General features: G+C 53.9%; 19 protein-coding genes and 1 tRNA gene. 13 read left to right on the top strand and 7 right to left on the bottom strand.

Features of this window, described 5'->3' with window-relative positions:
- Positions 1-125 precede the first annotated feature (125 nt).
- The 5 genes from pgpB (at position 126) to yciH (ending at position 3,712) form a co-directional block, all read left to right on the top strand.
- Entirely contained in the window at positions 126-890 is a 765-nt protein-coding gene (pgpB, locus tag F3I15_RS01015; RefSeq protein ID WP_150016225.1) for a phosphatidylglycerophosphatase B, read from the top strand.
- Between the two features lie 124 nt (positions 891-1,014).
- Positions 1,015-1,320 carry a LapA family protein gene (locus F3I15_RS01010; RefSeq protein WP_039384565.1) on the top strand — a complete coding sequence of 102 codons (306 nt, stop codon included), beginning with the start codon at positions 1,015-1,017 and terminating at the stop codon, positions 1,318-1,320.
- Between the two features lie 6 nt (positions 1,321-1,326).
- Positions 1,327-2,496 (top strand): lipopolysaccharide assembly protein LapB, encoded by a 1,170-nt coding sequence (gene lapB / locus F3I15_RS01005; RefSeq protein WP_150016224.1) that lies wholly within the window; start codon positions 1,327-1,329, stop codon positions 2,494-2,496.
- 185 nt (positions 2,497-2,681) lie between these two features.
- Positions 2,682-3,389, top strand: coding sequence for an orotidine-5'-phosphate decarboxylase (gene pyrF / locus F3I15_RS01000; protein WP_150016223.1), 708 nt, complete (start codon positions 2,682-2,684; stop codon positions 3,387-3,389).
- The gene (yciH, locus tag F3I15_RS00995) at positions 3,389-3,712 is read left to right on the top strand and encodes a stress response translation initiation inhibitor YciH (RefSeq protein ID WP_150016222.1); all 324 of its coding nucleotides are present in this window, start codon (positions 3,389-3,391) and stop codon (positions 3,710-3,712) included. Before pyrF ends, yciH begins: the two co-directional genes overlap by 1 nt.
- 62 nt (positions 3,713-3,774) lie before the next feature.
- Here yciH and osmB read toward each other — a convergent pair whose 3' ends face one another.
- The gene (gene osmB, locus F3I15_RS00990) at positions 3,775-3,993 is read right to left on the bottom strand and encodes an osmotically-inducible lipoprotein OsmB (protein ID WP_039384556.1); all 219 of its coding nucleotides are present in this window, start codon (positions 3,991-3,993) and stop codon (positions 3,775-3,777) included.
- Between the two features lie 316 nt (positions 3,994-4,309).
- Between osmB and araD the strand changes: the two genes are divergently transcribed.
- Both araD and F3I15_RS00980 read left to right on the top strand, forming a co-directional pair.
- Entirely contained in the window at positions 4,310-5,005 is a 696-nt protein-coding gene (gene araD / locus F3I15_RS00985; RefSeq protein ID WP_150016621.1) for an L-ribulose-5-phosphate 4-epimerase, read from the top strand.
- Between the two features lie 315 nt (positions 5,006-5,320).
- Entirely contained in the window at positions 5,321-6,187 is an 867-nt protein-coding gene (locus F3I15_RS00980; protein ID WP_039384553.1) for a crotonase/enoyl-CoA hydratase family protein, read from the top strand.
- A 15-nt stretch (positions 6,188-6,202) separates the two neighbouring features.
- Here F3I15_RS00980 and pdeR read toward each other — a convergent pair whose 3' ends face one another.
- The 5 genes from pdeR to F3I15_RS00955 all read right to left on the bottom strand — a co-directional run bounded on the left by pdeR (position 6,203) and on the right by F3I15_RS00955 (position 15,242).
- Entirely contained in the window at positions 6,203-8,185 is a 1,983-nt protein-coding gene (gene pdeR / locus F3I15_RS00975) for a cyclic di-GMP phosphodiesterase (protein ID WP_150016221.1), read from the bottom strand.
- A gap of 153 nt (positions 8,186-8,338) precedes the next feature.
- On the bottom strand, positions 8,339-8,635 hold the full coding sequence (locus F3I15_RS00970) for a YbdD/YjiX family protein (protein ID WP_039384547.1): 297 nt from the start codon (positions 8,633-8,635) through the stop codon (positions 8,339-8,341).
- A complete protein-coding gene (locus F3I15_RS00965) occupies positions 8,628-10,694 on the bottom strand; it encodes a carbon starvation CstA family protein (protein WP_150016220.1) in 2,067 nt (688 codons plus the stop codon). The genes F3I15_RS00970 and F3I15_RS00965 overlap by 8 nt, the downstream gene beginning before the upstream one ends.
- Before the next feature lie 179 nt (positions 10,695-10,873).
- A complete protein-coding gene (locus tag F3I15_RS00960) occupies positions 10,874-12,808 on the bottom strand; it encodes an exoribonuclease II (RefSeq protein ID WP_150016219.1) in 1,935 nt (644 codons plus the stop codon).
- A gap of 124 nt (positions 12,809-12,932) precedes the next feature.
- A complete protein-coding gene (locus tag F3I15_RS00955; protein ID WP_150016218.1) occupies positions 12,933-15,242 on the bottom strand; it encodes an FdhF/YdeP family oxidoreductase in 2,310 nt (769 codons plus the stop codon).
- A 242-nt stretch (positions 15,243-15,484) separates the two neighbouring features.
- Here F3I15_RS00955 and F3I15_RS00950 point away from each other — a divergent pair, with 242 nt between their 5' ends.
- Complete coding sequence (locus tag F3I15_RS00950; RefSeq protein WP_150016217.1) at positions 15,485-17,074, top strand: PTS transporter subunit EIIC; 1,590 nt, start codon at positions 15,485-15,487, stop codon at positions 17,072-17,074.
- A 723-nt stretch (positions 17,075-17,797) separates the two neighbouring features.
- Positions 17,798-17,872: transfer RNA gene (locus tag F3I15_RS00945), tRNA-Lys, on the top strand.
- A gap of 435 nt (positions 17,873-18,307) precedes the next feature.
- Here F3I15_RS00945 and F3I15_RS00935 read toward each other — a convergent pair.
- Entirely contained in the window at positions 18,308-18,676 is a 369-nt protein-coding gene (locus F3I15_RS00935) for a hypothetical protein (RefSeq protein WP_150016215.1), read from the bottom strand.
- Between the two features lie 159 nt (positions 18,677-18,835).
- Between F3I15_RS00935 and F3I15_RS00930 the strand changes: the two genes are divergently transcribed.
- From F3I15_RS00930 to F3I15_RS00915, 4 genes are all read left to right on the top strand, one after another.
- A complete protein-coding gene (locus tag F3I15_RS00930; RefSeq protein ID WP_370513320.1) occupies positions 18,836-18,961 on the top strand; it encodes a hypothetical protein in 126 nt (41 codons plus the stop codon).
- 32 nt (positions 18,962-18,993) lie between these two features.
- Positions 18,994-19,245 (top strand): bacteriocin immunity protein, encoded by a 252-nt coding sequence (locus tag F3I15_RS00925; RefSeq protein WP_150016213.1) that lies wholly within the window; start codon positions 18,994-18,996, stop codon positions 19,243-19,245.
- Positions 19,246-19,396: 151 nt separating this feature from the next.
- The gene (locus F3I15_RS00920; RefSeq protein WP_150016212.1) at positions 19,397-19,912 is read left to right on the top strand and encodes a hypothetical protein; all 516 of its coding nucleotides are present in this window, start codon (positions 19,397-19,399) and stop codon (positions 19,910-19,912) included.
- A 254-nt stretch (positions 19,913-20,166) separates the two neighbouring features.
- Positions 20,167-20,418 carry a bacteriocin immunity protein gene (locus F3I15_RS00915; protein WP_150016211.1) on the top strand — a complete coding sequence of 84 codons (252 nt, stop codon included), beginning with the start codon at positions 20,167-20,169 and terminating at the stop codon, positions 20,416-20,418.
- Positions 20,419-20,761 lie beyond the last annotated feature (343 nt).

Genomic DNA, 20,761 nt, shown 5'->3' with positions numbered 1-20,761 from the left:
CCGCTAATCAGTCAGAAAGATTGTAGTGATAAAGCACGATTATCCAAGCCGCTTTAGGTATGTTATTCTTTTTTCAGCTAAAGTTATTCAGCAAACGCATCATAACCCGCAGGATAAGCCAAAGTATGTTGAAAATAGTGCAGCGCACGACTCTGGGTGCCTTCTTATTAATCGCGATGCCACTCTGTGTCTGGCTGTCGGGCTGGCAATGGCAGCCGGGTGAAAGCGGGGGAGTGCTGCGCTTTTTGTTCTGGATGACGGAAACCGTGACCAGCCCGTGGGGGATTATCACCAGCAGCGTGCTGAGCGCCTGGATGCTGTGGTGTCTGCGCTTCCGCCTTAAGCCTGCTATCCTGCTGCTGATTATCATGAATGGCGCGATTCTGGCCGGGCAGTACACAAAGTCATGGATTAAAGAGCAGGTGCAGGAACCGCGACCCTATGTGGTCTGGCTGGAGCAGCAGCATGGCATCAGCAACGATGAATTTTATCAGCTGAAACGGCAGCAGCGGGGCGAGATGGTTAATGGGCTGCTGGCCAGCGATACGCAAATTCCCCGCTGGTTAAAGCAGCACTGGGCATTCGAAACGGGATTTGCTTTTCCTTCCGGCCATACTATGTTTGCTGCCAGCTGGGCGCTGCTGGCAATGGGCCTGCTCTGGCCGCGTCGCCGGGTGGTGACGCTGGTGGTGCTGTTCAGCTGGGCCATTATGGTTATGGGCAGCCGGCTGGTGCTCGGTATGCACTGGCCGCGCGACCTGGTTGTCGCAACGCTTATCTCCTGGCTGCTGGTGACCGTCGCGACCTGGCTGGCGCAGCGCTTTTGCGGCCCGCTTACGCTTCCGCCTGATGAACAGCGCGAAGTTAAAGCGCGTGACGACGGATTGTAATCAGCCGAACCGGCCCCATATAGCTGATTACGCTTGCGCAAAGCCAGCTAACTGATAACGTGAAAGCAGCACGGTACGCGCTTTTTTGGCATACTCTATTGGAAACTCTACGACAGGACGCATTGTGAAATATTTGCTGATTTTTCTGGTGGTACTGGTCATTTTCATCATTTCAGTGACGCTGGGTGCTCACAATGATCAGGTGGTGACATTCAATTATCTGCTGGCGCAGGGTGAATTTCGCATCTCCACGCTGCTTGCGGTACTGTTTGGCGCCGGTTTTTTACTGGGCTGGGCAATCTGCGGACTATTCTGGTTACGCATCCGCGTTTCACTGGCACATGCTCAGCGTAAACTGAAGCGTATGCAGGCGCAAAACGAACACGCTTCGGCAGCCACCACCGTATCGACTACAGGTCGTCGGGATTAATGTTCAATGCATGAATTGCTGTTTCTGCTTCTCCCGGTCGCAGCGGCCTACGGCTGGTATATGGGACGACGCAGCGCGTACCAGAATAAGCAACAGGAAGCGAACCGCCTGTCACGGGAGTATGTGGCCGGGGTAAACTTTTTGCTTTCCAATCAGCAGGATAAAGCTGTCGATCTGTTTCTCGATATGCTGAAAGAAGACAGCGGTACGGTTGAGGCGCACCTGACGCTCGGTAATCTGTTTCGCTCACGCGGCGAGGTGGATCGCGCTATACGTATTCATCAGTCCCTGATGGAAAGCGCCTCGCTTACCTATGACCAGCGACTGCTGGCGATTCAGCAGCTTGGACGCGACTATATGGCGGCGGGTCTCTACGATCGCGCAGAAGATATGTTCAGTCAGCTGACGGATGAAACCGATTTTCGCATTGCCGCTCTGCAGCAGCTGTTGCTGATTCATCAGGCGACCAGCGACTGGCAGAAAGCGATCGACGTTGCTGAGAAGCTGGTAAAGCTGGGAAAAGAGAAGCAGAAAGGCGAAATTGCGCACTTCTATTGTGAGCTGGCGCTGCAGGCAATGAGCAGTGACGATCTCGATCGCGCAATGTCGCTGCTGAAAAAAGGTGAATCGGCCGATCATCAGAGCGCGCGCGTTTCCATTATGATGGGGCGCATTCTGATGGAGCAGGGGGAGTATGCGAAAGCAGCACAGCGCCTGCAGCGGGTGCTGGATCAGGATAAAGAGCTGGTCAGCGAAACGCTGCCGATGCTGGAAACCTGCTATCAGCGGCTGGCACAGCCAGAGGTATGGACCAGTTATCTGCAGCGCTGTACCGAAGAGAATACCGGTGCCGCCGCTGAGCTCTATTTGTCAGATATTCTGGAGCAGCAGCAGGGACCGGAAGCGGCGCAGCTCTATATAAATCGCCAGCTGCAGCGTCATCCGACGATGCGTGTCTTCCACCGGCTGATGGACTTTCACCTCCATGAAGCGGAAGATGGCCGGGCAAAAGAGAGTCTGATGGTTCTGCGCGATATGGTCGGTGAACAGATTCGCACCAAACCGCGCTATCGTTGCCATAAATGTGGTTTTACCGCCTACGCACTTTACTGGCACTGCCCATCCTGCCGGGCATGGTCTTCAATAAAGCCGATCAGAGGTCTGGACGGGCAGTAGCGGTAATTTAAAAAAAACGCCTAAATAGTTACAACGTACTTTAATAATAACAGTATTAACGCTCGTCAGGCACCAGGATATGGCCCGACAGGCCACGTATCCCGGCCGTAAGATTGTTCTGCCGCAGCATGGCAGGTAGAATGCAGGCCGTTTGTTGCCCCTGTGCCTGCTTATGAGGAAACGTTATGTCTGTAACCCCTTCACCCATCCTGGTGGCGCTCGACTACAGTAATCTGGATGACGCACTGCGGTTTGTGGACCGTATTGATCCTGCTCAGTGTCGCCTCAAAGTAGGCAAAGAGATGTTCACGCTGTTTGGTCCGTCAGTGGTCCGGACATTGCAGGCACGCGGATTCGATCTCTTTCTCGATCTGAAATTTCACGATATCCCTAACACCACCGCACATGCCGTAGCCGCTGCCGCAGAACTGGGCGTCTGGATGGTGAACGTGCACGCCAGCGGGGGAGCACGTATGATGCAGGCTGCACGCGAGGCGCTGCTGCCTTTTGGAAAAGATGCACCGCTGCTGATTGCTGTGACCGTGCTGACCAGCATGGATGAAGAGGATTTGCGCGGACTGGGCATCACCCTGTCACCGGCGCAACAGGCAGAGCGGCTGGCGCGCCTCACGCAACAGTGTGGCCTGGATGGCGTCGTCTGCTCAGCGCATGAAGCGGTCGCATTTAAACAGGCGTTCGGCAGCGAGTTTGCGCTGGTCACGCCCGGTATCCGACCGGCAGGCAGCGACGCGGGCGATCAGCGCCGTATTATGACGCCCCTGCAGGCGAAGCAGGCTGGGGTTGATTATATGGTTATCGGACGCCCGGTTACGCAGTCAGTCGATCCCGCTGCCATGCTGCAGCAGATTATTACATCGTTACAGGAGGCGTAATGGCGCAGGACAATCCACTGGTTTACTCCACCGACAGCGGACGTATTGTGCCGGCAGAGGAGAAGCCACAGCGACCGCGCGGCGACGGTATTGTACGCATTCAGCGTCAGACCAGCGGACGCAAAGGCAAGGGCGTCTGTCTGATCACCGGCATCGATCTGGAAGACAGCGCGCTGGCTACTCTGGCCGCAGAACTTAAAAAAAAGTGCGGCTGCGGTGGTTCGGTAAAAGAGGGGGTAATTGAGATCCAAGGGGATAAACGTGACCTGCTCAAAACGCTGCTCGAAGCCAAAGGCATGAAGGTTAAGCTGGCGGGCGGTTAATGAAAGCGGGCCACGCAGCGTGGCCCGGACAAAAGAGTGTCTGCTGTGTAGCCTGCAAAAAATTAACGGTCGATTTGATGGCCGATAATACCGCCCACCGCCGCGCCGCCCACGGTGCCCAGGCCACTGCCGTTGGTCAGGACTGAACCACCAATAGCACCGGCACCGGCACCAATTGCCGTGTTGCGATCGCGTTTAGACCAGTTTGAACAGCCGCTCAGCGCAACAACTAATGTTGCTGCCAGCACGGCAACGGATACACGTTTCACTGTTGTAGTCATAGATATCTCCTTGATAATTGGCTCAGAGGCAACAGCAATAAGTATAGATGCCCGACGGCAAAGTTCTTTATTCCCGCATGGAAAAATTGGGCCAGGCCGCCGGGTTTATGCTGTCTGCCAGAGTAAATATCCTGAAACCGAATGGTCCTGTTTAATAGTAAACACTGCAGAGCGGTCGTCAGACAGACAACGCTGAATCTGCGCCGCATTTATGACAAGACAGCGACTTTCCACTGAGCATTCAGCCATTCTTTCCATAACATCCGATCCCCTCTCTGCGCACAATCTCTCTATCACAGACTGGTGGAGAACAATGATGCTGGAAGCGCTAAAGCAGCAGGTACTGGAAGCGAATCTCGATTTACCACGCTATAACCTGGTCACGTTCACCTGGGGCAACGTCAGCGCCATTGACAGAGAGCAGGGCGTGCTGGTGATTAAACCTTCAGGGGTGCGATATGAAAAGATGCAGCGGGATGACATGGTGGTAGTAGATCTGCAGAGTGGTGCGGTGATAGAAGGCGCGCTGCGACCCTCATCTGATACGGCCACGCATCGTGCGCTCTATCAGGCCTGGCCCGATATTGGCGGTATTGTTCATACGCACTCGCGGCATGCAACCATCTGGGCACAGGCAGGACGCGATATACCCGCCTGGGGCACGACCCACGCGGATGATTTCTACGGCACGATTCCCTGCACCCGCGCCATGCTGCGTATGGAGATCGAGCAGGAGTATGAGTGGAATACCGGACAGGTCATCATTGAAACTTTTGCCCATCGTAATATTCAGCCTGCCGCCATTCCCGCAGCGCTGGTTAACTCTCACGGGCCCTTTGCGTGGGGCAGCGATGCGGCAGCGGCAGTACACAGTGCGGTGGTCCTGGAGGAGGTCGCTTATATGGCGCTGCATACCGAACAGCTGCGAGCTGAACTCCCGCCCATTTCGCAAAATCTGCTGGATCTGCACTACCTGCGTAAGCACGGTAAAAATGCGTGGTATGGACAATAAGGCTCTTCTTTCTGCCTCAGGCGCCTGCGGGCGCTTTTTTTTTATCGCCGCATCAGTAAATTCCTGGCTAATGATGCGTAATTCACTCACGTACAGTGCGCTAAATCGTCTTTAATCACAACGCGTTAGGCGATCTCATGTACTCTGGCTTTCGCTCAGCTATATCATGAAATGGTGCTAATGATTTTTCACCTCCCTGTTCAGGGATACTTCTGGATTTTGCTTTATAAATCAATCTCTCATTTGGTCTGGCCTCACTCTGCATTACGCTGATGTGGCGTTAAACGCATCACATAAATATTAGAGGATGAGACTATGACCGTTATTAACCAACCAACCTGCCGCCTGTTTACCGAAGCGGGACAGACTACCCAACTTGTTGCTTACTACGAGGAAGGGCGTCGCACCATGTGGATGATGTTGCGGGCTCAGCCACGCCCAAGCTTCAACCATGAATTAATCGAGGAGATCATGAACCTGAGCTACACGGCTCAGCGCTCCGGACTGCCGATCGATTTCTGGGTAACCGGCTCTTTAGTTCCACAGATGTTCAACGCCGGTGGCGATCTGCGCTTTTTTGTTGAGTGCATTCGCAACAACCGTCGCGAAGCGCTGCGTGCCTATGCCCGGGCCTGCGTCGACTGCATTCACTCGGCGGCACGCGGGTTTGATACCGGCGCGGTAACGCTGGCGATGATTGAAGGCAGTGCTCTGGGCGGAGGCTTTGAGGCCGCGCTGGCGCACCATTTCATTCTGGCACAGAACAGCGCGCGTCTGGGTTTCCCGGAGATTGCGTTCAATCTGTTCCCGGGAATGGGCGGCTATTCGCTGGTCGCGCGTCGTTCCGGTATGAAGCTGGCAGAAGAGCTGATCTGTGAAGGGGAGTCGCACAGTGCGGAGTGGTATGAGACGCGCGGCCTGGTCGATAAAGTGTTCCAGCCGGGTGAAGCGTACCGCGCGACGCGCACCTTTATCGATACCTTACGGCCTAAGCTGAATGGCGTGCGTGCCATGCTGAAAGCGCGCCAGCGCGTACTGCAGCTGTCACGTGCTGAACTGATGGATATTACGGAGGACTGGGTAGATTATGCCTTTACGCTTGAACCCAAGGATATCGCCTATATGGAGCGCCTGGTGCAGTTGCAAAATCGCCACAGTGCTTCATTACGTAAAGCCGGATAACACTTCCGCGCAGCGTTAAGCACGGGCAGGATGCTTCAGCCAATGCCCGAGCTGTTCTGCGGGCATTGGTTTGGCGTAAAAATAGCCCTGGCGCCCATCCACACCGTTAGTGAGAACAAATTTCTCTTCCGCTTTGGTTTCAATACCCTCTGCAATCACCTGCAGCTCAAGGGCTTTGGCAACCGCCACAATCGCGCGCACTAAAGATTGCGAAACCGGTTGTTTGTTGATATCCCGGACAAAACTCTGATCCAGCTTGATGGCATCAATGGGTACCCGTGCCAGCTGAGAAAGGGAAGAGTAGCCGGTGCCAAAGTCATCAAGATGTACCTGCGCCCCAAGCTCCTGAAACTGTTTCATGAGCTTAAGCGCACCCGCTTCATTCTCAATCAGGCAGCTTTCGGTTAATTCAATATCAATCGGAGATTCGGTCAGCCCCGCTTCGCTCAGCGCATTTTTCAGATCGCTGTAGATGCTCTGATCGATAAGCTGTTTCGCGGAGACGTTGACGGCGACGCGCAGAAAAATGCCTTCACTGCGCCATTTTATAATCTGCTGCAGCACGTTAAGCATGACCCAGCGGCCCAGCGGGACAATCAGACCCGACTCTTCGGCATAGGGGATAAAGTCGCCGGGCGAAACCATGCCGCGTTCCGGGGAGTTCCAGCGTACCAGCGCTTCGGCGCTGCGCACCTCGCCGTCGCGATCGACTTTAGGCTGGTAATAGACCACCAGATGATCCTGCTCCAGCGCTTTACGCAGGTTGGTATCGAGCCAGAGGTATTCAAAGACCCGTTTGTTCATTTCGCTGGTAAAGATGCAGAACTTACCGCGGCCGTTTTCTTTGGCATGGTACATGGCCGTATCCGCATTGCGGATCAGGCTTTCGCGATCTTCGCCATGCAGGGGAGCCAGTGAGATCCCGATAGAGCAGCCGCTGTAAACCTCAATAAGCCCGATGCGAAAGGGCTGCCGCAGCCGCTCAAGGATGCGCGACGACATCGCCTCCAGCGCAGCCTGACTGGTATGCTCAGCCAGCACCACAAATTCATCACCGCCAAGACGCGCCAGCGTCTGATCTTTGCCCAGGCAGCTGAGGATAGCCAGCGATACCGCCTGCAGCAGCTGATCGCCGAACATATGACCGTAAGCGTCATTTACCTTTTTAAAATTGTCGAGATCGAGGTAGACCACGCCGGTCTGAGAGCCGTTCGCCAGCTCCAGTGCCAGGCTAATTTGCTGGTGGATAGCGTTACGATTAGGCAAACCCGTGACCGTATCGGTATTTGCCAGCACCCGAAGCCGCTCCTGTGCCCGTCGCTCTTCGGTGATATCCGTACCGGAACAGATGAGGAAAATTTCATTTTTCCCGCTGCCGCTGTGAACAAACTTATTACGGAACAGAAACAGTCGCTGACCCTTTTTGGTTTTGACCCAGCGCTCAACTTCATACGAATTTCCGTCGCGGAAAAAACCGGTGATGTTACGGCGTGAAGCCTGCGCCTCCTGCCGGGTCATAAATAGCTGAAAGACGTTACGACCGATAACTTCCTGCTCTTTCAGGCCGGTATACTCTTCACTTAAACGATTAAAGCGCTGAATGTTACCGCGCTGGTCGAGAATAACGATAACCGAGTTAGCTTCAGATACCACCTGTTCGGCGAAAGAGAGTCCCTGGGTCAGATCGCGGGCAACCGATGAGGTATCACCCCATGCGGAGGCGGTGCCGGCCCAGGTAGACTGGTTCACTTTACGTCCGACAAAGTGCATTGGCACCGGGGTTCCGTGCAGCGGCAGAGTAAGATTAATGCTGGAGGTGATCACCGTCATCGCCCGTAACAGACTGGCCTGCGCCGGCGTAAGCGAAACGGCCAGGTTAGTATTGGCATTTTCATCTTCGGCAAAATGCAGTGCGTCACTGTCAGAGGTTAACCGCCAATGGGGGCTGGTGGTGCCAAACAAGGCATACAGCAAGGTTTGCCCCTGTTCATCGGTCATTTAAACTTCCTCCGGCCATGTCTCTGGGACTCTATCTCATTATTTTAGCAACAGTATTCAACCTCCTGCGTAAGCACAAGATGCAAACCGAATATATTTTTGTTTTTATTAAAGAATGGCACGAAAAAGCCCCGAAAACGGGGCTTATCATTATCAGCAGGGACATCTGCCGGGGTTTCCGGCCTGGCTCGGAAAGCGGGCATTGAGACAGTGCCGGTGAAAAGTGCGCTCATCCATAGGCGGCGTTTCAGGATGATGGAGGCGCATATGCTTCAGATAAGTTTGATAATCGTGCACGCCAACCATTAAACGAAAGCTCTGCTGCAACCCGCGCCAGATTTGCTGCCAGCGGGAGAGCGGCGGGGTATCAGCGGCACTCACTATCAGTAAGCAGCGCTTTATCTGCCAGCCTGCGCCGGGAGGCGTCCAGCGATAGATGGACTCAGACATGGCGTACCTCCTTAAGCAGTGAAACCTCTGCTTCGCGCACGGTCGGTGCGGTGCTGCGGAGCGCACGACGAATAACAAAGAAGGCGGCAACCAGCATAGTGACTGCAACCAGCATAAAGAAGCCGCACAGCGCCGCGTTGATCTGATTGCTGAAGATAATGGTCTGCATATCCGCCACGCTTTTGGCCGGGGCGATCACGATGCCATTGTCGATGCCCTGCTGAAATTTGCGCGCCTGAGCCAGAAAGCCGATGGCGGGTTTTTCATGGAAAATCTTCTGCCAGCCCGCGGTCATCGAGGTAATAAACAACCATGCGGTAGGGAGAATAGTGACCCACGCGTAACGCTGTTTTTTCATCTTAAACAGCACCACTGTGCCGAGGATCAGCGCCATCGACGCGAGCATCTGGTTACCAATGCCGAACAGCGGCCACAGCGTATTGATCCCGCCCAGCGGATCGACCACCCCCTGGTAGACAAAAAAGCCCCAGCCCGCGACGGCAACGGTGGTGCCGGCCATATTCCCCAGCCAGGAGCGGTTGCTGCCCATTGCCGGAACCACGGTACCCACTAAATCCTGCACCATAAAACGGCAGGCGCGGGTGCCGGCATCCACGGCGGTCAGGATAAATAAGGCCTCAAACAGAATGGCAAAGTGATACCAGAACGCCATCATCGCGCGACTGTTGAATACCTCGGTGATGATGTGTGCCATACCCACGGCGAAGGTAGGTGCACCACCGGCGCGTGAGAGTACCGTACTTTCACCGACATCACGTGCAATGCCACTCAGCATCTCCGGCGTGACAACAAAGCCCCAGCCATTAATCACCTGCGACGCGTTCTCGACGGTGGTTCCAATCAGCGCAGCCGGGGAGTTCATCGCGAAGTAGACGCCCGGATCCAGTACCGAGGCGCAGATCAGCGCCATAATAGCCACGAACGACTCCATCAGCATGGCGCCGTAACCGATAAACCGGATATGGCTTTCGCGCTCTACCAGTTTAGGCGTGGTGCCGCTGGAGACCAGCGCGTGAAACCCGGAGATAGCCCCGCAGGCAATCGTGATAAACAAAAACGGGAAGAGCGCACCGGAGAAGACCGGGCCGGTGCCATCAATGAATTTTGTGACCGCCGGCATTTTCAGCTCTGGCATAGCAAACAGAATACCTATCGCCAGCCCAACAATAACGCCAATCTTCAGGAAGGTGGAGAGGTAGTCGCGCGGTGCCAGCAGCAGCCAGACCGGCAGCGAAGAGGCGACGAAACCGTAGATCACCAGCACCCACGTCAGCTCTGTGCCTTTAAGGGTAAAGAAGGGGCCCCAGTAAGGATCGGCGGCCACATCGCCTCCATAGATAATTGCTGCCATCATCAGTACAAAACCGATAAGGGAAACCTCAGCAATTTTTCCCGGGCGCAGAAAGCGCATATAGACGCCCATAAACAGCGCGATAGGAATAGTGGCTGCGATGGTGAAGAGTCCCCACGGGCTGTTAGCGAGTGCTTTAACCACCACCAGCGCCAGCGCAGAGAGAATAATGATCATCACGCCGAGCGCACCGAGCATCGTCACCACGCCGGCAAAAGAGCCCAGCTCCTGGCGCGCCATTTCACCCAGCGAGCGCCCGTCACGGCGGGTAGAGATAAACAGGATCAGGAAGTCCTGCACCGCGCCGGCGAGCATCACACCCACCAGGATCCAGATAGTGCCCGGCAGAAAGCCCATCTGTGCGGCCAGAATTGGTCCGACCAGCGGTCCTGCACCGGCGATGGCGGCAAAGTGGTGACCAAACAGCACCCATTTGTTGGTCGGTACATAATCCAGACCATCGCTGAGGCGCTCAGCTGGCGTGCGGCGGCGATCGTCAAGTTCGAAGATGCGGCGGGCGATAAACAGGCTATAGAAACGGTAGGCGATGCTGTAGCAGGCGACCGATGCGATAACCAGCCAGACCGCATTGACATGTTCGCCGCGGCTAAGCGCAAGCATGGCAAATGCGCCAGCACCGATTAACGCCACTGCTAACCAGACGATGCCGGTTTTGACGTTGTTCATGAGTTAACTCCTTGTAGAGGCCGGGAAAACAGGCAAGCGAAATACAACGAGTTAAAAGTAAGGTAAAAAAATGTTAACGGAAGGTAGTAAAAGCAGAAGTGTGAAGCGCGATGCAAATTTAAAGCAGAGCAGAAAAGAAGAGGCGGGATAACAGCTGTTATCCCGCACTGTGAGCGCCGTCAGGCTGCCGGGCGGGCAACCACGCTGCGGGTCTCCATGCGCACTTCGGCAATGGTGACATCAATGATATCGGTGACGCGATACACCACTTCACCTTTGATCTGCACCGTACCGCTCTCCTGCGAGCAGACCAGCTCATCGCGTACCGCATGAATAAACGGCGCCGGAATAAAGGCCACCGCACCGTTTTCCTGCAGGCGCACGCGCATACCGCCGCGCGATACATCAATGATCTCGGCGCTGAATTTGCGCTCGCTGCCGGCGAAAGGCGTCAGGAAACGCGCATAAAGCCAGTCACCCACATCGCGCTCGGCCATGCGGTTAAGGCGGCGACGTTCACCCATGGTAACCGTAACGTCACTCTGCGGACGGGCAATGCTCTCACCACGCACAATAGCTTTCAGCAGGCGATGGTTGATCATATCGCCAAACTTACGGATCGGTGAGGTCCAGGTCGCATAGGCATCCAGACCCAGACCAAAGTGCGGGCCGGGTTCGGTGCCAATCTCAGCAAAGCTCTGGAAACGGCGAATGCGGCTGTCGAGATACTGAGTCGGCTGCGCGTCGAGTTCACGACGCATCTGGCGAAAGCCTTCCAGTGTCGTAATGGCCTGCGGATCGACGGTAATACCGTGACCAGCCAGTACGCCGGCTACCTGTTCCGCGTTGGCCAGATCGAAACCGGTATGCAGGTTGTAGATGCCAAAACCCAGTTTTTTCTGCAGCACGTTCGCCGCGCAGATGTTGGCCAGAATCATCGCCTCTTCAACCATGCGGTTAGCGATACGACGATGTTCAGCGATAATATCCAGCACTTCGCCTTTCTCTCCCAGCAGGAAGCGGAAATCGGGGCGATCTTTGAATACCAGCGCATGGGTCTGACGCCATTCACTGCGCGCCAGGCAGAGACGATGCAGCAGACGGATCTGCTCAGCAATCGCCTCACTTTCCGGCTGCCAGCTGCCGCTGTTTTCCAGCCAGTCTGAGACGTTGTCGTAAACCAGTTTGGCTTTGGATTCAATCCAGGCTGCAAAGAAGTGCACGTCGTCAGCGAGTGCGCCATCCGGCTGGACCGTCACACGGCAGGCGAGCACCGGACGTTTTTCATGCGGGCGCAGCGAGCAGATATTATCGGAGAGCTCGCGCGGCAGCATAGGAATGTTAAAGCCGGGAAGGTAGTTGGTAAACGCGCGCCGGGCGGCCAGCTTATCAAGCTCGCTGCCTTCCGCTACGTAAGCGGTAGGATCGGCAATAGCGATAGTCAGCAGCAGGCTGCCATCCGCCTGCGCTTCCGCATAGAGCGCATCGTCCATATCCTGCGTACTGGCGCTGTCGATGGTGACAAAGTTCAGCGCGGTGAGATCTTCACGCGTCAGCTGCTCATCCAGCATCCCGCCGCACTCACTCTCTGGCGCTTCGCGCTCCAGGTTATGGCGCGACAGCGTGACCCACCACGGCGCCAGGTGGTCGTCTGCGGTAACGATAAATTCAGTCAGCTCAGCATAAAAGCCGCGATCGCCTTTCAGCGGATGGCGACGCATTTCAGCCACAGCCCAGTCACCGTTCTGAAAATCGTGCGTCAGACCGCGCACGGCGCGACACTGAATGGCATCTTTCAGCAGCGGATGATCCGGCACGATGGCGAGACGATCGTCTTTTTTCTGCACCCGGCCGACGAAGCGCGTCAGAAACGGCTCAATCAGGGTATCCGGCTCTGCACTTTCACGATCTTTATCGGTGTGGATCACCGCGGTGATACGATCGCCGTGCATCACTTTCTTCATTTGCGGTGGCGGAATGAAGTAGCTTTTCTGAGCATCAACTTCAAGGAAGCCAAAGCCTTTTTCTGTGCCTTTCACAACGCCTTCGGCGCGCGGAGTCTGCGCGTGAAGCTTCTCTTTCAGCTGCGCGAGCAGCGGGTTATCCTGGAACATAATTTAGTCAGTTTCGTGGCCTAAGAGCGGTGGACAGTTTTACGCGAATCAGGGGCGCGCGGCAAGGTTAAAACGGGTTAAAAAGCCGCAGAGCGCGGCTTTTGTTTCAGAGAGTAACGCGTAATCAGGCGATGCGCTGCGTGGGCAGGGCGGCGCTAAGCGTGAGCTTCACCGGCACCGATTTAGAGGTCGGCGTCCCGCTGATATCGCCGTAGCTTGAGAGCGGTACCAGCGGATTAGTTTCCGGATAGTAGGCTGCAAGATTGCCGCGCGGAATATTGTAAGGCACCAGTTTAAAGCCGCTGACGCGGCGGGTCAGGCCATCATTCCAGAGGGTTTCAATATCCACCTGCTGGCCTTCGGTAAAGCCCAGCGCCGCCATATCCTCAGGATGAATAAACACCACTTCACGCTGACCATAGACGCCGCGATAGCGATCGTCGAGACCGTAAATTGTGGTGTTGTACTGGTCATGTGAACGCAGCGTCTGTAGCGTAAACGGTACGGTCACGTCGCTGCCGAGCTGAGGAAACAGCGAGTCGGGCAGCGCGGACGCGCTGAATTCCGCACGCTGTGATGGCGTATTAAAGCGCAGCTCTGCCGCCGCGTTGCCGAGATAAAAACCACCAGGCTGGTCGCACTTTGTATTGAAATCTGCAAAGCCCGGGATCGTCGCGGCGATATGATCGCGGATAATATTGTAGTCTGCCGCCATGCCGAGCCAGTCGATATGCTCACTGCCCAGCGTCGCATGGGCGATACCCGCCACAATGGCGGTTTCTGAACGCTGTGTCTCCGCCAGCGGGATGCCCATGCCTTCTGAAGCGTGAACCATACTGAATGAGTCCTCAACGGTAATGAACTGGTTACCGCCAGCCTGACGATCGCGCTCGGTGCGGCCCAGCGTAGGCAGGATCAGCCCTTCATGACCCGGCACCAGATGACTGCGGTTGAGCTTGGTGCTGATATGCACCGTCAGACCACAGTGCTGCAGCGCGGCTTCCGTAACCGGAGAGTCAGGCGCTGCCGCCGCCAGATTGCCGCCGAGAGCAATCAGCACTTTCACTTCATCACGCAGCATGGCGCCCAGCGCTTCAACGGTATTGTGACCGGCATTGCGTGGGGGTTCAAAACCAAAATGGGCGCCCATGGCATCAAGGAAAGGTTTAGAAGGCTTTTCATCGATGCCCATGGTGCGGTTGCCCTGCACGTTGCTGTGGCCACGCACCGGGCAAAGGCCGGCACCTTTTTTACCCAGCTGACCGAACAGCAGCTGCAGGTTGACGATTTCGCGTACGGTGTCGACGGAGTGCTTATGCTGCGTGATCCCCATCGCCCAGGTGATAATCACCCGTTCCGCGCTCTGATAAATGGCTGCCGCTTCGCGGATCTGCGCTTCGCTCAGGCCCGACTGCTGCACAATCTGCTGCCATGAGGTGTTATCAACCGCATCCAGATAGGCCTCAACGCCCTGCGTGTTTGCGGCGATAAATGTCCGATCGAAAATACCCGGCTCACCGGCGGCAAGACGCGCGCGCTCCACTTCCAGCAGCGCTTTCACCATGCCACGCAGGGCGGCCATATCGCCACCGAGGTTGGGCTGATAGTAGGCAGAACTGATGGTACCAGCTTTGGATGTGACCACTTCCAGCGGCTTTTGCGGATCGGCAAAGCGCTCCAGACCACGTTCACGCAGGGTATTAAATGTCACAATCTTAGCGCCGTGATCGGCAGCGTGACGCAGGCTGTGCAGCATACGCGGATGGTTGGTCCCCGGGTTTTGCCCGAGCACAAAAATGGCGTTAGCGTGATCGAAGTCGTCGAGACGAATAGTGCCTTTTCCGACACCGATGCTGCGTTTCAGGCCGCTGCCGCTGGCTTCATGGCACATGTTGGAGCAGTCAGGGAAGTTATTGGTGCCCATCACACGACCAAACAGCTGGTAGAGCCAAGAGGCTTCATTGCTGGCACGTCCGGAAGTGTAGAGTTCCAGCTGATCGGGATGGTCCATCGCTTTCAGGTGCTGAGCAATCAGCGCAAACGCCGCATCCCAGCTGATGGGTTCATAGTGATCGGTGGTGCTGTTATAGCGCATCGGGTGCGTCAGACGCCCCTGATACTCAAGAAAATAGTCGCTCTGCTGATAGAGCGTGCTGACGCTGTGCTGAGCAAAAAATTCAGGCTCGACCACGCGTCGCGTCGCTTCCCAGGTCACCGCTTTAGCGCCGTTCTCGCAGAAGCTAAACGTACTTTTATTATCATCACCCCAGGCACAGCCGGGGCAGTCGAAGCCGCGCGCTTTGTTCATGCGCATCAGATTACGCATATTTTTCAGGGCAGCTTTGCTGTCAAATACGAAACGGGTGGTCGCTTCCAGTGAACCCCAGCCGCCGGCAGCAGCGCGGTAAGGCTGAATTTTACGTTTAAATTTCATGGTAGTCGCAGGCTTATTGTTTATGAGTTGTTATCAGAATATGTCTTCTGTTGAAAAGAAGTGTGCGACTGAGAACAGAGGTTGTCTAATTGATTGACTTAATTGAGCGATAGGCGGCGTTTATCGCCATGGTGGCAAACTGTGAGCTGCTTCAAATTACCTTAGCTCTGAGAGACACGCTGCTGCGTAAGCAGCGCAATAGTGGCTAATAATTGCTCTTTCACCGTGTGAAGGAGCGCGTCATGAAACAACTCACCAGCCAGATCCACGCGTTTGGTAAAGCGCTGATGATGCCTATCTCGGTTATCGCCGCCGCTGGCATATTTCTCGGACTGGCCGCCGCGCTGCAGAACCCGGCGATCACCGGTGAAGCCTTTGCACAGATGCAGGTGCCACAGCTGATCATCGGCTTTATCCGCAAAGTTGCCGGTGCACTTTTTGCCAACCTGCCGCTGTTCTTTGCCGTTGCCAGCGCAATCGGGCTGGCGAAAGCGGAGAAACCCACGGCCGCTTTTGCCGCCGTCATTGGTTATCTGATGATGAACACAGGCATCAGCGCTACCCTCGCAGCCAAAGGGCTGACCGCCGCAACCACCACGCCGCAGGCGCTGCAGCAGGCGGGAATGGATCAAACCAGCGCGATGATGCTGTCGGCAGAATATATCCAGATGCTGGGCATTTTTACCTACAACATGAGCGTACTGGGCGGGGTGATTGCCGGGCTGCTTACGGTAGTACTGCATAACCGCTTCTATACCCAGCAGCTTCCGGTGGCGATCAGCTTTTTTGGCGGACGCCGCTTTGTGCCGATTATTACCGTGGTTGTGCTGCCGCTGGCGGGCGTGCTGCTGGCGCTCATCTGGCCAACTATCGGAGCCGGTATTGCCTGGGTCGGCGAGATGATTGGTAAAAGCGGGCAGTATGGCGCCTTTCTGCTGGGAGCGTGTGAACGGCTGCTGATCCCGACCGGCCTGCACCATATTCTGAACGAGACGGTGCGCTTTACCCCGATTGGCGGGATGGCCACCGTCGAGGGGCAGAGCGTCGTCGGCGCGCTCAATATCTTTAACAGTTCGCTGACGCATCCGGGGGCGATTCCGGATGATACCGTACGCACCGCCACGCAGTTTCTGGCGCAGGGCAAAATCCCGGTCATGATGTTTGGTCTGCCCGCCGCCGCCCTGGCGATCTACCATACGGCGCGCCCGGAGCATAAGCAGCGGGTAAAAGCGCTGGTGCTGGCAGGGGCGCTGACCTCATTTACTACCGGTATTACTGAGCCGCTGGAGTTCTGTTTTATCTTTGTTTCACCGGTACTTTATGTGCTGCATGCGCTGCTGACCGGCCTCTCGTTTATGCTGATGTCGATGCTGCACCTGATGATTGGCAACGTGCAGGGCGGCGCTATCGATCTGGTGGTGTTCGGCATTCTCGGCGGCAGTAAGACCCACTGGTGGTGGACGCTGGTGCTGGGCGCCTGTTACGCGCCGCTTTATTACTATCTGTTTCGCCTGGTCATCACGCGTATGCGGGTAGAGACGCCGGGACGCGAGAGTGAAGATGAGCAGAAACCGGCGCAGGTCACGGCAGACGAGCGTACCCGAGTCATTATCAGCGGCCTGGGCGGCGAAGCGAATATAGAGGAAGTTGATTGCTGCTTTACCCGCCTGCGGGTACGCGTCAAAGCAATGAATGAGGTCGTTGATCAGACGCTGCTTTCCACCGGGGCTAACGGCGTTAACCGCGTGACGGAACATGATGTGCAGGTGATCTATGGCCCGCAGGTTGAAAAAATTGCGAATGAAGTCAAACAGGCGCTCGGAGTAAGCTGATTTATAAGCCTGCTAATAGTGAGGATCGCAATCATTGTTAAACACGCCGGGCGGATATTTGCGATAGTGGCGCTGCCCTTTCAAGAGCTAAGCCATTGCGAGTGCCGGAGATAAGCGCCGGGTAGGGCATTACCCTGAAGCTGCCTGCGGGCAGCTTTTTTGTGCGTAGCGCTTACCGGTGATAAAGCGCAGAGTGCATAAAAAAACCCACCTGTCGGTGGGCTGGCTGAGAACAACGCTGGCTCTTTATCCTGTCAACGCACTTACAGGAATCAGTAACACGTACCGCCAGCATGGTGCGAGCCGGTACCGCCGTGAGGGTGGGTCCCTTTAGGACAGGCAACCGCTGCCGTTGAAAAAACAAATGCTGCAGTTAAAACCAGAAGCGTGGCGACTTTTTTCATTTTTATAGTCCTTTTGCTGTGTGCAATCTTTGCACACCTAATGTATCAGAATAATCCTATAAGTAAATGTTTATTTATCATGAATGCTTATGATTTATTCCCCGGCCCATATCGCTTACCCGCTCAGGCAGGGTAAGCTGACAGCTTGCCAGACCGCGCTTGCCCCTCTGTTTTGCTCAATCCTGGCGTCACCGGGTAACGAATATGTTATAATCAGATCATGCGTTAAATTGCCTTCGCGGGCAGTATCAGTTTGCCGTTGGGCAAGGCTCACCAGCTGCTTTAACAGCAATCTGAACACATCAGGCACCGCAGTTATCCGCCGTTAGCTCATTGGACAGAGCGCTGGCTACTTAGGGCAGAGAGCGGGGTTAAAATCCCCGACGGCGGTCCAGCCCGATTCTTTGATAACCAAAGTTCTGCATCAGCCGCGCTTTTATATTGCTGCCGGAAACCTCCAAACTGGCTAACAAAGTTGCAGAAGAAGCATTCGGAAAATGCAATTCTGACCTGACTGAACTGCATGACTCAATTGGTTCTGATAAAGATCAGTGGGATGCTTTAAACACGTCACAGCAACAAGCAATCATAAAAGTCAGGGATCAAACATCGGCTAAAGTTCGTGAGCAGCTAACTGCACAGGCTATTAAATACGTAACAGAAGAACGTAACAGTATGTAGCAAATAGCTTTCTGGCGCAGATTCGACATTGCATTTCCTAAACTATTTCATTATTTATCGCAGGCTATTTACTTTTGCGAATCAGCATAATCAATATAACCGCCTGCGGGCGGTTTTTATTGTCATCACAAACTGGATTCGGAAATATTTACTCCCACAGGAATGATGTCTTTTCCTGATTGAACACAATACTGGCGCTATGCCATTCCTTGCCATTAAGCAGCATTTCTACACACTGCGTCGGATAAAGGTCATCGGCAGGTTCAAACCGTTCATATTCTGCGTCAGCACTAAGCATCACATCGTGATTCACACTGACTATCCAGCCATCTGGATTGATGGGATTGGGCTCCCGGACACACAAAAGCCTGGCCTGGAAAAAATTATCAGGCAGGCCATCCAGCATACAGCCTGTTGCCCATTGAAGAAGCTCTTCTGTTGAATGTTCTGGCCTGGAGTCTTGTTGTTTTTGCTGATTATTGATTAGTCGCTTGAGTGTAGTGAGAAAAGAAAACATACCGCCTCCCTGGTTTTGTTAAAGGTAACACATTATTGCCATCACCATGGACTGTCCCATTTTGATAGCAATATATCCGGGGGGATAAAAAGGCTCTTAATGCCCGACATCTGCCGCATCACTGTCACCACAAAGTCAGGTGAAACCCATGAAGGGCTAATGAACCGAGCGCAGCCTGAAATCGTTAACGGCTTTATCGGCATTGCCTGGGAAGATGGTGGCTGGGTCTATCTGGCGCTCGATGATGTTCTCAAGATGGAGTACGTACTGGAGCAAAAAGAGTAAGATGTCCTTCACCACAAAGGAGGAGGTCAGTAATGAAAGTGAAGTTAAGATTTCAAGATTACACGGAAGCTGAGTTCACTCAGCTTGTAAGTGAAATCTGTGGCGCTGAAGGCGGTGAGGCTTATCAGGATAAACTTCTGGAAAATTTCATTGCGGTAAGTGAGCACCCTGAAGGTTCTGACCTGATTTACTATTGCGACGATGAAAATGCAACACCTGAGAGAATTGTGTTCGCTGTGAAGTCCTGGCGCAATGCTAACGGCAAGCCAGGACTCAAAGCCTAATACACTAGCCGCATGCGGGCGGTTTTTTATTGGGCGCCATTTATCAGTGCAGCCATCATTCAGCTCATCACTTCCGGTGGACTAACTAATGGTCAAGATGACCACGCTTAATGCATGAGGTAAAATCCCTTTGTAAAATTAAGGGGATAAAATGGACGCTGATTTCATATCTTTTGAAACTCTGATTGCCACTCGTGACTCTGCGTGGTGGGTAATGTGGGGTGCGATAGCAACTATAGTAACCGCTATTGGTTCATTGCTTACTTTGGCCTATGCTGTGGCAGCTCTGAGCACCTGGAAGAAGCAAGAAAAGACAAAGATCAAAAGTGAATTCAAAAGGTCGCTTCTGGCATTGGACTATGCCGTCCATATGATGCCTGATGACTGGAACAGAAGTATGGCACAATTCATCAGAGTAAAAGGCAGGGTGATCTCTGCTGATACAAGCGAAGCAGAGCTATGCCTTAACGAACTCAAGAAGTGCTGGCATGATGCAATTTCTGCATGGGTTATGTGCGAGGGTTTGTTGAAAAAAACAAATCTTAAGGCCTTATGGCATGACTTGTCGGACATTTATATAGACTATCTAAATGGACGAACTCAAAAGCTGGTAGTTCTGGAGAAGTTAGCTGATATGCACTCAGTCGAGTTTATATTTAAGGATTAAGCCATCAAATAAATCCTCTAATTTTTAAGAGGGTTCATTGGTGTGAATACGCCAGGCGCTTAACTCATCATCTTCATCAACGATTCCGTCGGAGTTTATGAAAGACTGACGAACCGATCACAGTCGGAAGTGGTTAACGGCTTAATTGGGATGGCGAAGGAAGATGGTGCCTGTATATACCTCGCGCCAGATGACGTGCTTAATATGGAGTAANAAAAAGAGTAAGATGTCCTTCACTACAAAGGAAAACAACGATGAAGTTTAAGCCTGGATTTGAGGATTACACGGAAGCTGAATTCACCAGTCTGGTACAGGAGATATTCAATGCCCAGGGTGGCGAAGCATACCAGGACGAACTGATTGAACATGTTTGCTCTCTGTCTGAGCATCCAGAAGGTTCAGACCTGATTTTCTATAATGATGACGATGACCTGACTCCAGAGAAGGTTGTGGCGACGATGAGAGAGTGGCGAAGAGGTCAGGGGCTGGCTGATTTCAAGGCATAGTCATCACAAGGCGGATTTGTGAGTACACCTGATAATAGATTAATATCTCTGCATTTTCTGGAGATAGAACATGCAATGGATTAGCACAGATTCAGATAAGCCAGAGGCATAAAGATTATTAATCGTGTCAATAGATAAAGGTTTAGGGTTTGCAACCTATAATCCGCTCTACAAAAATTTTGAAGTTTTGAAGATAGAAGGCAACTCGCAATATGACAGCTACACGGTATCGCACTGGATGTATCTGCCAGAAATGTTGACTAAATAACAGGCCGCCTGCGGGCGGTTTTTTATTGGAGTAAATATGGCGATAAAATTACCAATGAAATGTCTGGCAAAGACG

This window comes from Pantoea sp. M_9 (genome assembly GCF_008631385.1).
GTDB lineage: Bacteria > Pseudomonadota > Gammaproteobacteria > Enterobacterales > Enterobacteriaceae > Pantoea > Pantoea eucrina.
This window is presented reverse-complemented; position numbering and strand designations above follow the sequence as displayed.

Bases quoted from the DNA above. Each gene is read 5' to 3' on its own strand.
- pgpB (WP_150016225.1), top strand. From the start codon at position 126: ATGTTGAAAATAGTGCAGCGCACGACTCTGGGTGCCTTCTTATTAATC.
- lapB (WP_150016224.1), top strand. From the start codon at position 1,327: ATGCATGAATTGCTGTTTCTGCTTCTCCCGGTCGCAGCGGCCTACGGC.
- pyrF (WP_150016223.1), top strand. From the start codon at position 2,682: ATGTCTGTAACCCCTTCACCCATCCTGGTGGCGCTCGACTACAGTAAT.
- yciH (WP_150016222.1), top strand. From the start codon at position 3,389: ATGGCGCAGGACAATCCACTGGTTTACTCCACCGACAGCGGACGTATT.
- osmB (WP_039384556.1), bottom strand. From the start codon at position 3,993: ATGACTACAACAGTGAAACGTGTATCCGTTGCCGTGCTGGCAGCAACA.
- araD (WP_150016621.1), top strand. From the start codon at position 4,310: ATGCTGGAAGCGCTAAAGCAGCAGGTACTGGAAGCGAATCTCGATTTA.
- F3I15_RS00980 (WP_039384553.1), top strand. From the start codon at position 5,321: ATGACCGTTATTAACCAACCAACCTGCCGCCTGTTTACCGAAGCGGGA.
- pdeR (WP_150016221.1), bottom strand. From the start codon at position 8,185: ATGACCGATGAACAGGGGCAAACCTTGCTGTATGCCTTGTTTGGCACC.
- F3I15_RS00970 (WP_039384547.1), bottom strand. From the start codon at position 8,635: ATGTCTGAGTCCATCTATCGCTGGACGCCTCCCGGCGCAGGCTGGCAG.
- F3I15_RS00965 (WP_150016220.1), bottom strand. From the start codon at position 10,694: ATGAACAACGTCAAAACCGGCATCGTCTGGTTAGCAGTGGCGTTAATC.
- F3I15_RS00960 (WP_150016219.1), bottom strand. From the start codon at position 12,808: ATGTTCCAGGATAACCCGCTGCTCGCGCAGCTGAAAGAGAAGCTTCAC.
- F3I15_RS00955 (WP_150016218.1), bottom strand. From the start codon at position 15,242: ATGAAATTTAAACGTAAAATTCAGCCTTACCGCGCTGCTGCCGGCGGC.
- F3I15_RS00950 (WP_150016217.1), top strand. From the start codon at position 15,485: ATGAAACAACTCACCAGCCAGATCCACGCGTTTGGTAAAGCGCTGATG.
- F3I15_RS00935 (WP_150016215.1), bottom strand. From the start codon at position 18,676: ATGTTTTCTTTTCTCACTACACTCAAGCGACTAATCAATAATCAGCAA.
- F3I15_RS00930 (WP_370513320.1), top strand. From the start codon at position 18,836: ATGAACCGAGCGCAGCCTGAAATCGTTAACGGCTTTATCGGCATTGCC.
- F3I15_RS00925 (WP_150016213.1), top strand. From the start codon at position 18,994: ATGAAAGTGAAGTTAAGATTTCAAGATTACACGGAAGCTGAGTTCACT.
- F3I15_RS00920 (WP_150016212.1), top strand. From the start codon at position 19,397: ATGGACGCTGATTTCATATCTTTTGAAACTCTGATTGCCACTCGTGAC.
- F3I15_RS00915 (WP_150016211.1), top strand. From the start codon at position 20,167: ATGAAGTTTAAGCCTGGATTTGAGGATTACACGGAAGCTGAATTCACC.